This window comes from Labedella phragmitis (assembly GCF_004078635.1).
GTDB classification, from domain to species: Bacteria; Actinomycetota; Actinomycetes; order Actinomycetales; family Microbacteriaceae; genus Labedella; species Labedella phragmitis.
The window spans coordinates 478077-493207 of sequence record NZ_RZNB01000002.1 but is presented as its reverse complement, the minus strand read 5'-3'; the positions used below and the strand labels follow the sequence as shown (position 1 = coordinate 493207).

General features: G+C 69.3%; 13 protein-coding genes and 2 tRNA genes. 12 read left to right on the top strand and 3 right to left on the bottom strand.

The window, feature by feature from the left end; genetic code table 11:
* The first annotated feature begins 131 nt into the window (after positions 1–131).
* Positions 132–2507, top strand: coding sequence for a PhoX family protein (locus ELQ90_RS07035; protein ID WP_128494550.1), 2376 nt, complete (start codon positions 132–134; stop codon positions 2505–2507).
* 76 nt (positions 2508–2583) lie between these two features.
* Here ELQ90_RS07035 and ELQ90_RS07030 read toward each other — a convergent pair whose 3' ends face one another.
* A complete protein-coding gene (locus ELQ90_RS07030; RefSeq protein ID WP_128494549.1) occupies positions 2584–3243 on the bottom strand; it encodes a trimeric intracellular cation channel family protein in 660 nt (219 codons plus the stop codon).
* Positions 3244–3416: 173 nt separating this feature from the next.
* Between ELQ90_RS07030 and recO the strand changes: the two genes are divergently transcribed.
* Genes recO through ELQ90_RS07015 form a run of 3 tightly spaced genes read left to right on the top strand, consistent with a single transcriptional unit; the run spans position 3417 to position 5693 of the window.
* Complete coding sequence (gene recO / locus ELQ90_RS07025; RefSeq protein ID WP_128494548.1) at positions 3417–4154, top strand: DNA repair protein RecO; 738 nt, start codon at positions 3417–3419, stop codon at positions 4152–4154.
* Positions 4151–4972, top strand: a complete 822-nt coding sequence (locus ELQ90_RS07020) for an isoprenyl transferase (protein ID WP_128494547.1) — start codon at positions 4151–4153, stop codon at positions 4970–4972. The genes recO and ELQ90_RS07020 overlap by 4 nt, the downstream gene beginning before the upstream one ends.
* A gap of 28 nt (positions 4973–5000) precedes the next feature.
* The gene (locus ELQ90_RS07015; RefSeq protein ID WP_128494546.1) at positions 5001–5693 is read left to right on the top strand and encodes a DsbA family oxidoreductase; all 693 of its coding nucleotides are present in this window, start codon (positions 5001–5003) and stop codon (positions 5691–5693) included.
* Between the two features lie 128 nt (positions 5694–5821).
* Here the strand turns inward: ELQ90_RS07015 and ELQ90_RS07010 are convergent, their stop codons facing one another.
* Positions 5822–6271: an aminoacyl-tRNA deacylase gene (locus ELQ90_RS07010; RefSeq protein ID WP_128494776.1), complete on the bottom strand. Its 450-nt coding sequence runs from the start codon at positions 6269–6271 to the stop codon at positions 5822–5824.
* 158 nt (positions 6272–6429) lie between these two features.
* On the opposite strand from ELQ90_RS07010, the gene dusB reads away from it, so the two are divergent.
* The 5 genes from dusB to ELQ90_RS06985 all read left to right on the top strand — a co-directional run bounded on the left by dusB (position 6430) and on the right by ELQ90_RS06985 (position 11766).
* Positions 6430–7605, top strand: coding sequence for a tRNA dihydrouridine synthase DusB (gene dusB, locus ELQ90_RS16800; protein WP_128494545.1), 1176 nt, complete (start codon positions 6430–6432; stop codon positions 7603–7605).
* The gene (locus ELQ90_RS07000; protein ID WP_128494544.1) at positions 7595–8890 is read left to right on the top strand and encodes a deoxyguanosinetriphosphate triphosphohydrolase; all 1296 of its coding nucleotides are present in this window, start codon (positions 7595–7597) and stop codon (positions 8888–8890) included. Before dusB ends, ELQ90_RS07000 begins: the two co-directional genes overlap by 11 nt.
* A 9-nt stretch (positions 8891–8899) precedes the next feature.
* Positions 8900–10753: a DNA primase gene (gene dnaG, locus ELQ90_RS06995; RefSeq protein ID WP_128494543.1), complete on the top strand. Its 1854-nt coding sequence runs from the start codon at positions 8900–8902 to the stop codon at positions 10751–10753.
* Positions 10754–10786: 33 nt separating this feature from the next.
* On the top strand, positions 10787–11644 hold the full coding sequence (locus ELQ90_RS06990; RefSeq protein WP_166408878.1) for an ATP-binding cassette domain-containing protein: 858 nt from the start codon (positions 10787–10789) through the stop codon (positions 11642–11644).
* Between the two features lie 49 nt (positions 11645–11693).
* Positions 11694–11766 (top strand) — tRNA-Asn (locus ELQ90_RS06985).
* A gap of 89 nt (positions 11767–11855) precedes the next feature.
* Here the strand turns inward: ELQ90_RS06985 and def are convergent.
* On the bottom strand, positions 11856–12422 hold the full coding sequence (gene def, locus ELQ90_RS06980) for a peptide deformylase (protein ID WP_128494541.1): 567 nt from the start codon (positions 12420–12422) through the stop codon (positions 11856–11858).
* 102 nt (positions 12423–12524) lie between these two features.
* Here def and ELQ90_RS06975 point away from each other — a divergent pair, with 102 nt between their 5' ends.
* The 3 genes from ELQ90_RS06975 to ELQ90_RS06965 all read left to right on the top strand — a co-directional run bounded on the left by ELQ90_RS06975 (position 12525) and on the right by ELQ90_RS06965 (position 14977).
* Entirely contained in the window at positions 12525–13391 is an 867-nt protein-coding gene (locus tag ELQ90_RS06975) for a DMT family transporter (RefSeq protein WP_128494775.1), read from the top strand.
* Between the two features lie 165 nt (positions 13392–13556).
* Positions 13557–14819, top strand: coding sequence for a glycosyltransferase (locus tag ELQ90_RS06970; RefSeq protein WP_243696047.1), 1263 nt, complete (start codon positions 13557–13559; stop codon positions 14817–14819).
* Between the two features lie 83 nt (positions 14820–14902).
* Positions 14903–14977, top strand: a tRNA-Ile gene (locus ELQ90_RS06965).
* The last annotated feature ends 154 nt before the right edge of the window (positions 14978–15131 follow it).

The following is a 15131-nucleotide window of genomic DNA, read 5'->3' as shown; positions in this document are numbered from 1 at the left end:
CGGCCGGTACGTCCCGTCCACGTCACCGTCTGTTCACCTCGGATTCTCCACAGGGACACGTGCGGGCGACGGGTCGTTCGATGTGACCTGTTTGAGTGGTGCGCACTCACCACCTCACGGAAAGTCGGGTCATGACCACGTCGCAACGCCGCATCGAACTCCTCCCCATGGCCGGACACGTGAAGGGCAAGCGCAGCGCCGTGACGTGCGCGCTCAAGTGCTCGAACGCGTGCGCCTCCGGGGTGTGCAACACGTCGTCGAACGGCTATTTCCGCGACATCGTCGGCGCGCAGGTGTCCCGACGCACCGCTCTCGGTCTCGGTCTCGCCGGCGTCGTCACCGTCGCGGCCGGTTCCTTCGGCCTCACCCGCGCCACCCCGGCCGTCGCCGCAGCCGGCGGTCCCTTCGCGGCTGCCGCCCCCTCGGCCCTCGCGTTCTCGCCGATCGACCCCGTTCCGTACACGGTCGACGCCTTCACCGTCCCGGAGGGCTTCTCGTGGCAGCCCATCATCCGTTGGGGCGACCCGCTCTTCTCGGACAGCGCCGCGTTCGACATCACGAACCAGACGCCGGAGTCGCAGGCCGGACAGTTCGGCTACAACAACGACTACACCGACATCGTCGAGATCCCCGGCTCCGATCGGCTCCGCGCGCTGCTCTTCGCCAACCACGAGTACACGAACGAGAACATCATGTTCTCGGAGGAAGAGATCGCGAACGACGCGGAGCGCGTCCGTGCGGTCGGCCGGGCGGCGCACGGCCTGACGGTCGTGGAGCTCGAGCGCACGGCCGTCGACCGCCCGTGGAGCTACGTGCGGGGCGGCGAGCACAACCGCCGTTTCCTGATCGACACCCCGTACGCCGTCACCGGTGCCGCTGCCGGATCGGCGTTGCTGCAGACGATCGACGACCCGTCGGGCCGCTCCGTCCTCGGCACGCTCGGCAACTGCGCCGGCGGCACGACGCCGTGGGGCACGATCCTCTCCGGCGAGGAGAACTTCAACGGTTACTTCCGAGCGACGGGCACGAGCTCCACCGACAAGCGCTATGGCCTCACCGACGCGGCGACGACCCGGCAGTGGGAACTCGACGACCCTCGCTTCGATGCACGCACGCCGGGGTACGAGAACGAGGTGAACCGTTTCGGCTGGATCGTGGAGGTCGATCCCTTCGACCCCGACTCCACGCCCGTCAAGCACACGGCTCTCGGCCGTCTCAAGCACGAGGGCGCGAACGTCTCCATCGCCGCGAACGGCAAGGTCGTCGCCTACATGGGCGACGACGAGCGCTTCGACTACCTGTACAAGTTCGTGTCGCGGGGGACGTACGTCGAGGGCGACCGCGCCCACAACAAGACACTGCTCGAGGAGGGCGACCTGTTCGTCGCGCGGTTCGCGGGCGACTCACCCGCGAGCGAGATCACCGGAACCGGCGCCGTGCCCTCCGACGGCTCGTTCGACGGCACGGGGGAGTGGATCCCGCTCGTGGTCGGCGGTGCGTCCGCCATCCCCGGCATGACGGTCGAAGAGGTCCTCGTCTTCACGCGCGTCGCGGCCGACCTGGCGGGCGCGACGAAGATGGACCGCTGCGAGGACGTCGAACCGAACCCCATCACCGGCAAGGTCTACGTCGCCTGCACGAACAACTCGAACCGCGGCAACCCCGGCACCGAGGGACCGACGGAGATCAACCCGCGCACGCAGAACCGCGACGGACACATCGTCGAGATCACCGAGACGGGCGGGGACCAGACCGCCACGACCTTCACGTGGAACCTCCTGATGCTGTGCGGCGACTACACGCAAGGCGACGTGGTGTACTTCTCCGGTTTCCCGCAGGACCAGGTCTCGCCCATCTCGTGCCCGGACAACCTCGCGTTCGACTCGGTCGGCAACCTCTGGATCTCGACAGACGGCGCTCCCGACGGCATCGGCTACAACGACGGTCTCTTCAAGGTCGCGCTCGACGGCGCCGAGCGGGGCAAGGTCGAGCAGTTCCTGTCGGTGCCGCGTGAGGCCGAGACTTGCGGTCCGATCATCCGTGACCTCGACCAGCACGTCTTCGTCTCCGTGCAGCACCCGGGGGAGGAGGGTTCGTACGCCGAGCCGAGCTCCTACTTCCCCGACTACGCCGGCCCGGCCGCCCGCCTCGTGGGTGCCGTCGCGGCACCGCGCCCCTCCGTCGTCCAGGTGCTGCCGTCCGTGCAGCTGGCGGAACCAACCCCCACCCCGACGCCGACCGCGACGCCCACCGCGACGCCGACGCCCACGGCGTCGCCGACCGCGAGCCCGACGGCTCCCGCACCGACGCCGAGCGGCGCCGCCGGCCCGGGAACGGGCAACGGAGCCGGTACCGGCAACGGGGGCGGGCTCGCCGCGACCGGTGCGGAGACCGGTGGCATCATCGCTGCGGCCGCCGCTCTCCTCGCGACGGGAGCCGCGGCCATCGGCCTCCGCTCTCGCCGCGCAGGCAAGCCCGACGCTGCCGATGAGCCGACCGAGGGCTGAGACGGATCCAGCCGAGAGCCGTCTGTGAGCGGTGGTGTCGATCGGCGCCACCGCTCACGGGCGTTCGGGTGGCCCGTCAGCGGCGACGGCGCCAGGAGCGCCACCCCGCGAGCGCCCGCTGCTCCGGGAGACTCCACCCGAAACTGATGGCGAGGACGCGGATGAGGGTCGTCACGACGACGCACGCGATTGCCGCAGCCCCGATGTCGAGTCCGAGGCTTGCCGCGACCACGAGCGTCGTCGTGCCGGCCGCCGCCGCGATCGCGTAGAGCGAGCCGACGTGCATGAGTGCGACGGGCAGGTTCAGCATGATGTCGCGAACGACGCTCCCTCCCACCGCCGCGACGACGCCGACGAAGATCGCCGGCACCTCCGGCAGGCCCATAGCGAGGGCCTTCGACGATCCTATCGCCCCGAAGAGACCGATCGTGAGGGCGTCCAGCCCGATGATGACGGGGCCGAGGCGCGAGAAGACGCGCAACAGCAGCATGCCGAGGAGGGCGGCGGCCGTCGCGACGAGGAGGTAACCGTTCGACTGCAGCGCGGCAGGCGGCAGACCGAGCAGGATGTCGCGGCCGAAACCGCCGCCGAGTCCCACGACGATGCCGATGATCCCGACCCCGAGCAGGTCGAGCCGGTTGTCCGTGAATCTGGCCGCGAACATGGCGCCCTGAACGCCTCCGACGGCGACGGCCGCGAGATCGACCCAGAGCGGGATCGTGAAGAGGGGGGACACCCGTCCATCGTGCCACGCGGGTCCCGACCGACGGACGAGGGGGAAGCGACCGACGGACGAGGGGGAAGCGGCCGACCATCAGGGCGGTGACCGACGGGTCGCCCCGGCGGCGAGTCCGGCGGAACACCGTCGAAGACGGGACCGGACCGGGTGTGAGCGGGGATAATCGGATGGTGCCCCTGTACCGAGATGAAGCCGTCGTCATCCGCACGACCAAGCTCGGTGAGGCCGACCGGATCGTCACGATGCTCACGAAGCAGCACGGCAAGGTCCGGGCCGTCGCGAAGGGCGTCCGGCGCACCGCGTCGAAGTTCGGGGCGCGACTCGAGCCCTTCATGGTCGCGGACGTGCAGTTGTACGAGGGCCGCAGCCTCGACATCATCACGCAGGCCGAGACCCTCGGTGCCTACGGGGCGGACATCGTCGCCGACTACCCGAGCTACACCGCCGCGAACGCGATCGTCGAGACCGCCGAGCGACTCACCGACGCTGAGCCGCAACTCCAGCAGTACCTCCTCCTCGTCGGCGCCCTTCGCTCACTCGCACGCGGCGATCACGACGCCGCCCTCGTTCTCGACGCGTACCTGCTGAGGGCGCTGTCCCTCGCCGGATGGGCCCCGAGCTTCTTCGACTGTTCCCGGTGCCAGAAGCCCGGCCCTCATTCGCACGCCGTCGTCCAACTCGGCGGCGTGGTGTGCGACGAGTGCGCGCCGTCGGGCAGCCCTCGACTCGACGCCGACACGCTCGGGCTGCTCTCCGCGCTGCTCACGGGCGATTGGGACCTCGCCGACGAGAGCCCGGAAGACGTCCGGCGCCGTGCGAGTGGCGTGACGGCGGCGTACACGCAATGGCACCTCGAGCGCGGGCTCCGCTCCCTCGCCCACCTGGATCGGAAGCAACTCACGACATGACGCCGAAGCCGTTCACGCATAAGGACGCCGTCCCGTACCGTCCGATCGACTGGACCGGGATCTATCCGCCCCACCTCCCGAAGCGCGTCGTCCCGAAGCACGTCGCGATCGTCATGGACGGCAACGGTCGGTGGGCGAACCGGCGCGGCCAGACCCGCATCGAGGGCCATCGCGCCGGAGAGGCCGCGCTGCTCGACGTCGTCGCGGGCGCGATCCAACTCGGGGTCCAGCACCTCAGCGTCTACGCGTTCTCCACCGAGAACTGGGGGCGTTCGCCGGACGAGGTCCGCTTCCTCATGGGCTACAACCGCGATGTCCTGCACCGTCGTCGCGATCAGCTCAACGAGTGGGGCGTGCGGATCCGCTGGGCCGGACGTCGACCGCGACTCTGGCGTTCGGTGATCTCGGAGCTCGAGTTCGCGGAGCGTCTCACGGCCGACAACTCGACGCTGACCCTCACGATGTGCGTGAACTACGGCGGCCGCATGGAGATCGCCGACGCGGTCCGGTCGATCGCGGAGGAGGTGAAGGCCGGTCGCCTCAAGCCCTCCGGCATCTCGGAGAAGACCATCGCGCGGGCGCTCTACCTGCCCGACATGCCCGACGTCGATCTCTTCGTCCGCAGCTCGGGGGAGCAGCGCACGAGCAACTTCCTGCTCTGGCAGAGCGCATACGCCGAGATGGTGTTCCTCGACACGCTGTGGCCGGACTTCACCCGCACCGACCTGTGGAGGGCCGCGGAGATCTTCGCGTCCCGCGACCGCCGCTTCGGCGGTGCGATCGACAAGCCGACCGCGGAGGCGACCGCCGGGGAATAGGCCGGCGCTCGCCCCGGTTCCGCTCATCGTGACTGAATCGCTCCGTGTCGACGTCTGGTCGGACATCGCCTGTCCGTGGTGCTACATCGGCAAGCGCCGGTTCGAAGCGGGTGAGACGGTGTGGCGTGAGGGTCAGGGCGCCGATGCCCCCGACGTCGAACTCGTCTTCCACAGCTTCGAACTCGCCCCGGACACTCCGGAGGACTTCGCGGGCGACGAGATCGACTACCTCTCCCGCCACAAGGGCATCGCACCCGAGCAGGCCCGGCAGATGCTCGACCACGTGACGGGTATCGCCGCCTCCGTCGAGTTGGGGTACCGCTTCGACATCCTGCAGCACACCAACACGGTCCTCGCGCATGAGCTCATCCATTTCGCGAAGGCGAACGGCAAGCAGCTCGAGATGACCGAGCGCCTCATGAGCGCGTACTTCACGGAGGGCCGCCACCTCGGTCGTCCGGAGGAGCTCGTCGCCCTCGCCGGCGAGATCGGGCTCGACACCGCTGCCGCCGCCTCCGCGCTCGAGACGCACGCGTTCCTCGACGACGTCCGAGCGGACGAGCGCCAGGCGACCGAACTCGGCATCAACGGCGTGCCGTTCTTCGTGATCGACGGGAAGTGGGCGCTCTCGGGCGCCCAGGAACCCGCGACCTTCGCTGCTGCTCTCGCCCACGCCGAACGCGAGCGTGATATCGCACCGATAGACGGAGCGGCGTCGTGACGACGAGCGACAGGACCACGGTCCCCGTCGGAGGCTTCACGTTCTTCGCGCCCGCTCAGGATGCGTGCGAGGGCGACGCGTGCGTCATCCCCGGCGCCTCGGAAGGAGCGGAAGAAGCCGGGGGAGCGTCACTCCTCCGCGGTGATGTCCGCGACGGTCGCGTCGAGGGCTGAGAGCAGAGCGTCCCCGTCGACGAACGTGCTGAGGCCGTGCGCTCCACCGCCCAGCCCGACGCGCCGCCCGCGGATCCGTTCGTCCGCGAACACCGGCCACGCCGTCGTGCTTCCGAGCGGGGTGATCGTGCCGCGCTCGTAGCCCGTGGCGTCCTTCGCCTGACCGGCGTCCGGAAGCGAGAGCCGGTTCGTCCCGACGACGCCACGGAGCTTGGCCCAATCGATCTTCCGGCCTCCAGGGACGAGCGCGAAGAGGTACTCCCCGTCCGAGCGACGGACGACGAGCGACTTCACGATGTCCCCGGGCTCGATACCGAGCAGGTCGGCCGCCTTTGCGAGGCTGCGGGCCGGCGGTCGGGAGACGACCTCGACGTCGAGGCCGAGCGCCGCGGCGTGCGCCTTCATCGCGTCGGTGCCCGTCGGAGCGCTGCCGCTCGGCTGCGGTTCGGTCACGTCCGACGACGGTCCGCGGACGTCCGTCCCGATCGGGGTGCTGCCGCTCGGCTGCGGTTCCGTGGCGTCCGGCATATTGGTGCGCTCCGATCTGGGAGAATGGGACGGACATGACGACTTCAACGATAAGCGAGCGGCCGACCGCGCGCGGGCGATCGGCGCTCCGCATCGGGCCGTTGCAGCTCGACACCCCTGTCGTGCTCGCACCGATGGCGGGTATCACGAACACGGCGTTCCGTCGGCTCTGCCGCGAATTCGGAGCGGGGCTCTACGTGAGCGAGATGATCACGTCTCGCGCCCTCGTCGAGCGAACCCCCGAGACGATGCGTCTCATCACGCACCACGAGTCCGAAACGCCTCGGAGCATCCAGCTCTACGGCGTCGACCCGACGACGGTCCGAGAGGCCGTGACGATCCTCGTCGCCGAAGACCGTGCCGACCACATCGACCTCAACTTCGGTTGCCCCGTTCCGAAGGTCACGCGGAAGGGCGGGGGAGCGGCGCTGCCATGGAAGCTCGACCTGTTCCGAGCGATCGTCGAGAACGCCGTCGAGGCGGCAGGCGACGTCCCTCTCACGATCAAGATGCGCAAGGGCATCGACCCCGATCACCTGACGTATCTCGAGGCCGGTCGTATCGCCGAGGGCGCGGGAGTCGCGAGCATCGCGCTCCACGCGCGCACGGCGAGCGAGTTCTACTCCGGTCAGGCCGATTGGGACGCCATCGCGACGCTCAAGGAGACGATCGGCTCCGTCCCCGTCCTCGGCAACGGCGACATCTGGTCGGGCGAGGACGCCGTCGCGATGATGGAGCAGACGGGATGCGACGGGGTCGTCGTCGGCCGCGGCTGCCTCGGTCGGCCGTGGTTGTTCGGCGACCTCGCCGCCGCCTTCGCCGGATCCGACGAGCGCCACCATCCGTCGCTCGCCGACGTCGCCGCGACGTTCCGTCGTCACGCCGAGCTGCTCGCGGAGTTCTTCGAGAGCGAGGAACGCGGCTGCCGCGACATCCGCAAGCACGTGGCGTGGTACTTCAAGGGCTACCCCGTCGGAGGAGATCTCCGGACGCGCTTCGCCCTCGTCGAGTCGCTCGACCAGCTCGACGAGCTCATCGCCTCGCTCCCGCTCGACGCCCCGTACCCCGGCGCCGACGCCGAGGGGCCCCGCGGTCGCGCGGGGACGCCGAAGCGGCCCGTTCTGCCGGAGAACTGGCTCTCCTCACGCTCCCTCGACGTCCAGGAGGCCACGAACCTCACCGAGGCGGAGCTCGACACGAGTGGCGGCTGACACGACAGGGCAGTACAGCGCTTTCGACAGCGAGCGCTGGTTGCCAGAGGACCACTCGTCGCGCCGCAGCGACTTCGCCCGCGACCGGGCGCGGCTGCTCCACTCCAGTTCGCTCCGTCGGCTCGCAGCCAAGACGCAGGTCCTGTCTCCGACGGCGGGGCTCGACTTCGCCCGCAACCGGCTCACGCACTCGCTCGAGGTCGCGCAGGTCGGCCGCGAACTCGCGACGAGCCTCGGACTCGACCCCGACATCGTCGACACCGCGTGCCTCGCCCACGACCTCGGCCACCCGCCTTTCGGGCACAACGGCGAACGTGCTCTCTCCGAATGGGCTCGTGACGTCGGCGGCTTCGAGGGAAACGCCCAGACCCTGCGCATCCTGACTCGGCTCGAGCCGAAGGTGTTCGGACCCGATGACCGCAGCTACGGTCTCAACCTCACGCGTGCGAGCATCGACGCGAGCTGCAAGTACCCGTGGTCGGCGTCGGCTCCGGTGCTCGAGCCCGGCGGGCGCGAGAAGTTCGGGTTCTACGAGGACGACCGCGAGGCGTTCGAATGGGTGCGCATCGGAGCACCCGAGCGCAAGCCCTCCGTCGAGGCCCAGGTCATGGACCTGTCCGACGACATCGCCTACTCGGTCCACGACTTCGAGGACGCGGTCGTCGGTCAGTTCATCGACCCGGCGTTCCTCAACGCGAGGGCCGGGCACGACGCCCTCATCCTCGCGATCCGGGACTGGAACGGCCCCCGCTTCTCGACCGATGAGCTCGCCGCCGCGTTCGACCGGCTCGCGGGCTTCTCCGTCTGGGTCACGAGCTGGGACGCGTCACGCCGTGACCTCGCGAAGCTCAAGAACTTCACGAGCCAGATGATCGGCCGGTTCGCGGGGTCCGCCGTCTCCGCGACGCGAGCCGCCTTCCCGCAGGAGTCGATCGCGCGCTTCGGTGCCGATGTCGTGGTGCCGGACGAGATCGCGGCCGAGATCGCCGTCCTCAAGGGCGTCGTCGGTGCGTACGTCATGACGAGCGAGCCTCGGCAACCCGTGTACGCCCAGCAGCGAGAGATGCTCGCGACGATCGCCGATGCGCTCTACGACACCGGGGGAGCGGGTCTCGACACGGGACACCGTCACGAGTGGGAACTCGCCCCCGACGACACGGCGCGGCGCCGCGTGGTCGTGGATCAGGTCGCGAGCCTCACCGACCAGGCGGTCATCGCGTGGATCGAACGCGGACGTCCACTGGGGACGGCGGCATCGGGACCGGGCGACCTCTCGCGCGGCTAGAATTCGACTATGGCGGGGCGGATTCGACAGAGCGACATCGACGAGGTCAAGTCGCGCACGAACATCGCCGACATCGTCGGTGATCACGTCAGCCTGAAGAGCGCCGGAGTCGGTTCGCTCAAGGGACTGTGCCCCTTCCACGACGAACGCAGCCCGAGCTTCCACGTCCGCCCCCAGGTGGGCTTCTACCACTGTTTCGGCTGCGGCGAATCGGGTGACGTCATCTCGTTCCTGCGCAAAATCGACCACGTGACCTTCACCGAGGCGGTCGAGCGGCTCGCCGGCCGTATCGGCTTCACGCTCACGTATGAGGACGGGGGCGGACCGGACACGGACGGGCCGAATCGCGCACGCCTCCTGGCCGCGAACCAGGCGGCCGAGCAGTGGTTCCAGGAGCAGCTTCACACGGCCGCGGCTGAGCCGGGCCGTCGATTCCTCGGGGAACGCGGCTTCGACGCGGACGCCGCCGCCCGATTCGGTGTCGGGTTCGCCCCGCAGAGCTGGGATCAGCTCACGAAGATGCTCACGGGACGCGGATTCACGCGCGACGAGATCAACGCGTCGGGCCTCGTGTCCGTGAGCGACCGGGGGGCCTACGACCGCTTCAGAGGCCGACTCGTGTGGCCGATCCGCGACGTGACGGGGCAGACCGTCGGGTTCGGCGCCCGCCGGCTCCTCGAGGACGACAAAGGGCCGAAGTACCTCAACACGCCGGAGACGCCCGTCTACCACAAGGCACAGGTCCTCTACGGGCTCGACCTGGCGAAGCGGGAGATCTCCCGCGGTCATCGGGTCGTCGTCGTCGAGGGCTACACCGACGTGATGGCCGCACACCTCGCGGGTGTCGGCACGGCCGTCGCGACGTGCGGAACGTCTTTCGGCGTCGATCACATCAAGGTGCTGCGCCGCGTCATGGGCGACGACTCGACGGGGGGAGAGGTCATCTTCACCTTCGATCCGGACGCCGCGGGTCAGAAGGCCGCGCTCCGGGCGTTCAGCGAGGAGAAGCGGTTCGCCGCGCAGACCTACGTCGCGATCGGCCGCGACGGTCTCGATCCCTGCGATCTGCGGCTCGCCCACGGCGATGACGCCGTCCGCGGTCTCATCGACGCCAAGGAGCCGATGTTCGAGTTCGTGATCCGGCAGACGCTCGCGGGCTTCGACCTCGACACCGTCGAGGGGCGCGTCTCGGCTCTCCGGAAGGCGGCGCCGATCGTCGCGGACATCCGCGACCCCTCCATCCGACCGGGCTACACGCGCGTGCTCGCCGGCCGTCTCGGTATGGACCTCGACGAGGTGGCTCGTGCGGTCACGGCGGCATCACGCCGCTCGTCGCCGTCCGACACGCGCGCACCGCTCGAGGTCGCCCCGGTGGCCGAGCGGGCCGCGTCGCTGCGCGATCTTCCCGCCGATCCCGCCACGAGGCTCGAGCGCGACGCACTCATGGCGATCGTGCAGCACCCTGATCTCGTCGGCCGCGACCTCGTCGATTCGGCCATCCACGCTCGAGTGGACAATCCGACCCTCGCGCTCGTGCGCGACGCTCTCGCCGCGAGCATGGACGTGTTCGGGAGCCCGGAGTGGTTCCTGCGGGTGGGCGACGCCCTCCCGGAGCTTTTCCGCCCCTTCGTGCGGCAACTCGCGGTCGCCCCCATCCCGCAGCGAGACGGGGAACGGCTGAGCGGTTACGTCCGCGGCATCACGATCTCGCTCATCGAGCGGGATCTGCTCCAGCGAGAGGCGGAACTGCGCCGGATGATCCAGCGCAGCGATCCGAACGACCGCGACGCCTCGCGCGAACTGCAGCGCCGACTCGTCGCGATCGGTGACGAACGGCGACGCCTGCAGAGCGGCGCGGCGTGACGCGAGCGGCCGTGTCGGTGCAGGATGGACCGTGTGACAGCTTCTCCTGACTCCCGCGCCATCGTCGCCGACGATGTGAGCGTCGACTTCCCCGCCCACGGCATCAGCGGAGCCCACCGCGCCGTCGACGGCGTCTCGTTCTCCGTCGATTGGGGCGAGGTGCTCGGGCTCATGGGGGAGTCGGGGTCCGGCAAGTCCACGGTCGCTCGCGTGCTCGCGGCCGACCACGTGCGGCCGGCCGGTCAGAACGTGGCTCCCTCGATCGTGGGGGGCACCATCCGAGTGAACGGCAGGGCCGTCCGGTCCCTGCGCCGACGATCCCTCCCCGTGTTCGACTTCGACGTCGCTTTCCTCCGGCAGGACGCCGCCGACACTCTCGACGCCGAACGCACCGTCGCCGAGATCGTGGCTGCTCCGATCCTCGAGCGCGATCGCCGCTCCGACCGTCGGAAGCTCGACGTCCGCGTAGCGACCCTCCTCGACGAGCTGATGCTGCCTCTCGGGACGATGTCGAAGTACCCGTACGAGCTTTCGGCGGGTCAGCGACAACGGGTCGCCATCGCTCGCTCCCTCGCCCTCGACCCGCAGATCCTGATCGCCGACGAACCGACGGCGGGGATCGACATCTCCGTCCGATCCGCCGTGGCCGAGGTCGTCGAGCGCAGGCGCGATGCCGGCCGCTTCGCCGCCGTTTTCGTCACGCACGACATCGGTCTGCTGCGGGCCGTCGGCGGGCGTGTCCTCGCGTTGCACGCGGGGAGCGTCGTCGGCGTGGGCTCCGTCGACGGGCTGCTCGAGTCTGCCGAGCATCCCTATCTGACCGCGCTCGCTCACGCCGTCGCGCCGTCGCAGAGGGAGGGCGGTGGCGCCGCTCGTCGGTCGCCGGCGTGATTTGGACTCCACCGAAGTTTTGCTAGAGTAGTCGAGTCCTCACGGATGATCCTCGATAGCTCAATTGGCAGAGCAATCGGCTGTTAACCGATAGGTTCTTGGTTCGAGTCCAAGTCGAGGAGCAATGCAGAAAGGCCCCCGCTCACGCGGGGGCCTTTCTGCATGTCACCGTCCTGACGGTCTCCGTGTCGAGGGAGAACGTCGCCGGGCCTCACGCGTCGAGGTCGTCGACTCCGGGTTGCCAAGCGAGGCCGGGCTTGCCCCAGCCTCGCTTCCGTTCGATCTTGTCGGCCGTCCGCTGGTACGCGTGCTGGAGCCGATCCACGTAGAGGGTGCCGTCGAGGTGGTCGTACTCGTGCTGCAGGATGCGCGCTCGCCATCCGCGCACGTCGAGGCGCACGGGAGCCCCCTCGAGATCGGTGCCCGTCACGACCGCGCGGTCCGAGCGACGGAGCGGGAAGCGCTCACCCGGGAAGGACAAGCACCCCTCCGACTCCTCGTCCTCGTCTGGGTCACCGGGTTCGGTCGGAGAGACGAGCAGCTCCGGGTTGATGACGACGCCGCGCCACGGATTGCCCTCGTCGTCGGCGTAGCCGTAGACGAACAGTCGGAGCGGCACCCCCACCTGGGGCGCCGCGAGGCCGACTCCCGGGGCGGCGTCCATCGTCTCGAACATGTCGGCGACGAGCCGGCGGAGATCGTCGTCGACGGTTTCGACGGGCGAAGCGGGGGAGTGGAGGACGGGGTCACCGGAGATGAGAATCGGGAGAACGGCCATTCGTTGAGCCTAACGGGCGAGGGCCGCGGGTAGGCTCTGGGGGTGTTTCTCGCCCCGCTCGACGACCTCTCCGACATCACGAACGACTTCGTCAGAGACCCCATGCAGCTCGCCGGGATCCCTCTCGCCGTCATCGGCGCCGTCTTCCTCTCCGTGGGTGCTCAGCTCCAGCATCGCGGGGTGACGAAGGTCGAGGCGAGCGGAGCCCCGTCGACCTCCGGGTTGAGCGTCCGCCAGCTGACCGCTCTCCTGACTCGGCCTTCCTGGGTACTCGGCACCCTCATGCTCGGGCTCGCGATCGTGTTCCAGCTCGGTGCCCTGGCCTTCTCCCCCCTCATCATCGTGCAACCGCTCGGCGCGATCGCCCTCGTTCTCACCGCGATCATCAACGCGAGGACGCACGGCGTCCGTCTGAACCGTGCGTCCGTCCGAGCGGTCGTCGCGTGTGTCGGCGGCGTCGGGCTGTTCGTCACCGTCGCAGCACTCGTGGCGGGGGAGAAGGCCGTGACCGACGCGAACCTCGTCGTCATCCTCGGGTTGCTCGCCGTTGTGCTCGTGTTCTTCGGCGCGGCTTTCGCGATCGGCCGCCACCGTACGCGAGCGGTCTTCTTCATCATCGCCGCCGGCTTCATCTACGGCTTCGTCGCGACGCTCGCGAAGGTCATCATCAACCGCGTCCAGAACGGCAACGTCGAGTGGCTCACGATCCTGTGCGGCGTCGCGCTGCTCGTCGGCACCGCGCTCGGTGCCTACTTCGTCCAGAACGCCTACTCGTCGGGACCGCCGGACCTCGTCATCGCGGGCCTCACCGTCATCGACCCGATGGTCGCGATCGGGATCGGGATCGTCGTCCTCGGCGAAGCGGCCGGGGCTCCGCTCTGGGCCGTCCTCGGCTTCATCGCGGCGGGGCTCCTCGCGGTCTGGGGCGTCTTCCAGCTCGCGCGACACCACCCGCAACTGCAGACCTGATCGCGCTCACTCGACTGGGCGCGCCGCTCGACCTCGACTGGGCGCGCCGCTCGACGCACCGCGGACTCCGCCGGTTAGACTGATCCGACCGAAGACCGGCAGCGCCTGACACCGTCGGCGGACCCACCCGCAGCACGCCGGCCGACACCGGAGGAACACCTCATCTTGTCCGACTCCCCGAGTTCGAGTCCGTCCCCGGCGACCCCCGGTGAGGCGGTCGAGAAGCCCCTCACCATCGTGATCGGCGCCGACACCTTTCCCCCGAACGTCAACGGCGCAGCCCGATTCGTCGAGCGCCTCGCCGCCGGTCTCGTCCGGCGCGGCCACACCGTCCATATCGTCGCTCCCGCAGCCTCACGCAAGAACGGAACGTGGCAGGAGACCCACGACGGCGCGACCATGACGGTCCACCGGCTCTTCAGCATCCGGTGGCTGCCCCACGACTGGCTGCGCTTCGCACTCCCCGTCGTCATCCAGCGCCACGCCGCTCGAATCCTCGACGAGGTCAAGCCCGACGTGGTGCACTCCAACTCGCACCTCATCGTGGGCCGGGGCCTGAGTGTCCAAGCGGCGAAGCGGGGCATTCGGGTCATCGCGACGAATCACATCATGCCCGAGAACATGATCGAGTTCACGGTCGTCCCGAAGTGGACCCGCGGGGCGCTGCTCCGTTGGGCATGGGGCCAGACGAAGAAGATCCTGAGCCTCGCCGAAGCGGTCACGACCCCGACCCGTCGGGCCGCCGACTTCCTCGAGAAGAACACGGGTCTGTCCGGCGTGCACCCCATCTCGTGCGGCATCGATGCCGAGCTCTACACGCCGAGCTTCACCCCCCGCACGGAGAACCGCATCCTCTTCGTCGGCCGTGTCACGGGCGAGAAGCAGATCGATGTGCTCATCCGAGCGCTCGGCAGGCTTCCGCAGCACCTCGACGCGAAGCTCACGATCGTGGGAGGCGGCGACCAGAAGCGCAACCTGGAGCTGCTCGCCGAGCAGCTCGGTCTGGCCGATCGGGTCGATTTCAGCGGGTACGTCACCGAGGAGGAGCTGCGCGAGAGCTACACGCGTGCGACCGTCTTCGCGATGCCGTCGATCGCGGAGCTGCAGTCGATCGCGACCATGGAGGCCATGGCTTCCGGCCTGCCCGTCGTCGCCGCCGATGCGATGGCTCTTCCCCACCTCGTGCACGACGGTGCGAACGGCTTCCTCTTCACGCCGGGCGATGTCGACGAACTCGCGGCTCGACTCACGGACGTCTTCGAGGCCGACGGCGATCGCCTCGACGCCATGAAGAACGAATCACTCCGGCTCATCCAGGCGCACGACATCAACCGCACGCTCTCGACGTTCGAGCGTCTGTACCGCGGGAAGCCCGTCATGGACCCGGTGTCGGAGATCCCGGCCGAGCCCGCGCGCGACGACGCCTGACCGACCGACCGGACATCCTCCTGATCCGCCCCTCCTGGAGCGTCTTCTCGCCGCAGAGACCGCGTTGCCGGTAATCTCGATGCGGGGCGGTCGCCAAGTTGGTTAAGGCTCGGTGCTCATAACACCGTCATGCGTGGGTTCGAGTCCCACCCGCCCTACTGGGTTCCGCTCGTCGCCGCGGCCGGTTCATCACTGCGACGCGTCGATGTCGCGAGAGCCGATGGCCGAGCGAGCGCCACCCCCGGTGCGCGCCGAGGAGCTCGGGCTACGATCGCGCTAGGGCGGCGGTGACAGGCCGGCGTCATACCGTCG